2 protein-coding genes are annotated in these 1,893 nt (G+C 72.7%); both read right to left on the reverse strand.

The genetic code is table 11. The features are described 5' to 3' along the window. Positions 1-460: 460 nt before the first annotated feature. Positions 461-1,255 (reverse strand): polyprenol monophosphomannose synthase, encoded by a 795-nt coding sequence (locus Q7F20_RS18500; RefSeq protein ID WP_305741519.1) that lies wholly within the window; start codon positions 1,253-1,255, stop codon positions 461-463. A gap of 45 nt (positions 1,256-1,300) precedes the next feature. Further along, positions 1,301-1,893: class F sortase (locus Q7F20_RS18505; RefSeq protein ID WP_305741520.1), on the reverse strand; the 593-nt coding region annotated here is incomplete at its 5' end.

Below are 1,893 nucleotides of genomic sequence, written 5' to 3' on the forward strand. Positions count from 1 at the left end.
CGCCGCGGGCCGTTCGTCCGTCCGCCGCCCGGTGCGCGAGCGGGCGCGGACGCGGACGCCCGGCCCCACCGCCGGGCGCGGGAGCGATGACCTGCCACCGCCGGGCTCGAAAGCGACAGGCTCCCGCCGCGATCCGCGGGGAACCTGTCGCTCTGCCGTCAGGAACGCCGCGCGGATCCGGACGGAGTCGCTTCGGCGGCACGACCGGTGCACTCCCCGCGACCCCCGCGACCCCCACGACCGGCACACTCCCCCTCGGCACCCGCGACCCCCACGACCGGCACACTCCCCCACGGCACCCGCGACCCGACGACCCGACGACCCGGTCCATCCCCCCGACGGCACGCGCCGCTCGGAAGCCGTCGTCGACGGCCGCCGACGGCCCGCGCCCCGCCCACGCACGGACAGGAGGCGCGGTGCCAGCCTGCACCGCGCCTCCTGGACGCCCGTCAGCAGCCCGTCAGGCCGCGTGGTCGGCGACCGCGTGTGCGTTCGTGCGCACCGACGGGAGTCGGCGGTGGTCCTTGACGAGGGACCGGGCCTCACGGAGGCGACGGTCGATGCCCCACTTCGTGACGAGCGTGAGGCTCTCACGCACGATGTTGCCGCTCATCTTCGAGACGCCGAACTCGCGCTCGGTGAAGGTGATCGGGGTCTCGACGACACGCAGACCGGCCTCGAGCGCTCGCCAGCAGAGGTCCACCTGGAAGCAGTACCCCTTCGAGGCGACACCGGCGAGGTCGATCCGCTCGAACGCCCGCGAGGTGAACACCCGGAACCCGCCGGTCGCGTCCCGCACCGCGATGCCGAGCGCGAGGCGCGTGTAGAGGTTGCCGCCGCGCGAGAGGAGCTCGCGGTACCAGGGCCAGTTCTCGACTTCGCCGCCCTTGATCCAGCGCGAGCCGAGGACGAGGTCGTTCGTGTCGGCGAGCTCGATCATCCACGGCAGGTACTCGGGGTGGTGCGAGCCGTCCGCATCCATCTCGACGAGCTTGTCGTAGCCGTGCTCGAGACCCCAGGCGAAGCCGGCGAGGTACGCGCCGCCGAGGCCGTCCTTCACGGTGCGGTGCATCACGTGGACGCGGTCGGTCTCGCGGGCGATCTGGTCGGCGATGTCGCCGGTGCCGTCCGGGGAGTTGTCGTCCACGACGAGCACGTGCACGGCGTCGTCGGTGGCCGCCAGGGTGCGCTCGACGATGGGGCGGACGTTCTCCGCCTCGTCGTAGGTCGGGATGATGACCAGTGTCGTGCTCATGGTGCTCCTTGCGCTTGACATCGAAGATATCGGCCGGTTGCTGCGTCAGTCCGACGAGAGGTCTGCGAACACGATCAGATTGTCCGTGTAGTGACCTGTGGCCGTGTCGAACGTGCCGTCGCACGTGATGAGGCGCAGCTGGGGTGTGGGGGCGGTGCCGTAGACGTCGCTCGTGGGGAACGCCGACTTGGCGGCACGCTCCGACCGGTCCACCGTGAAGGTGCGGGTGGATCCGTCGGACATGGCGACCTCGATCTCGTCGCCGGGGACGAGTTCGTCGAGCCGGAAGAAGACCGCCGCCGAGGTGGGGCTGTCGACGTGCCCGGCGATGACCGCGGGACCGACCTCGCCCGGGACGATCCCGTCGCTGAACCACCCGGCGCTGTCCCAGTCCTTCGGTGGGTCGAGTTCGCCGGCGGCGCCGCGGTGGAGGTCCTCGAGCGACGAGGACACCCCGATGGCGGGGATCGTCACGCGGACCGGGGTGGCGTCCGACCTCGCGGCGGGGGCCGCCGGGTCCTGGAAGCCGTCAGCCGCGCTGCCGGCTGCGGCGGACGATCGCGAGGGCGCGGCGGACGATCCCGCGGCACCCGGAGCGGCGCTGGAGGAGCCGGCGGTCGGCTCGGCCGGCCGGTCCG

Source organism: Curtobacterium sp. A7_M15, from assembly GCF_030705415.1.
GTDB lineage: Bacteria > Actinomycetota > Actinomycetes > Actinomycetales > Microbacteriaceae > Curtobacterium.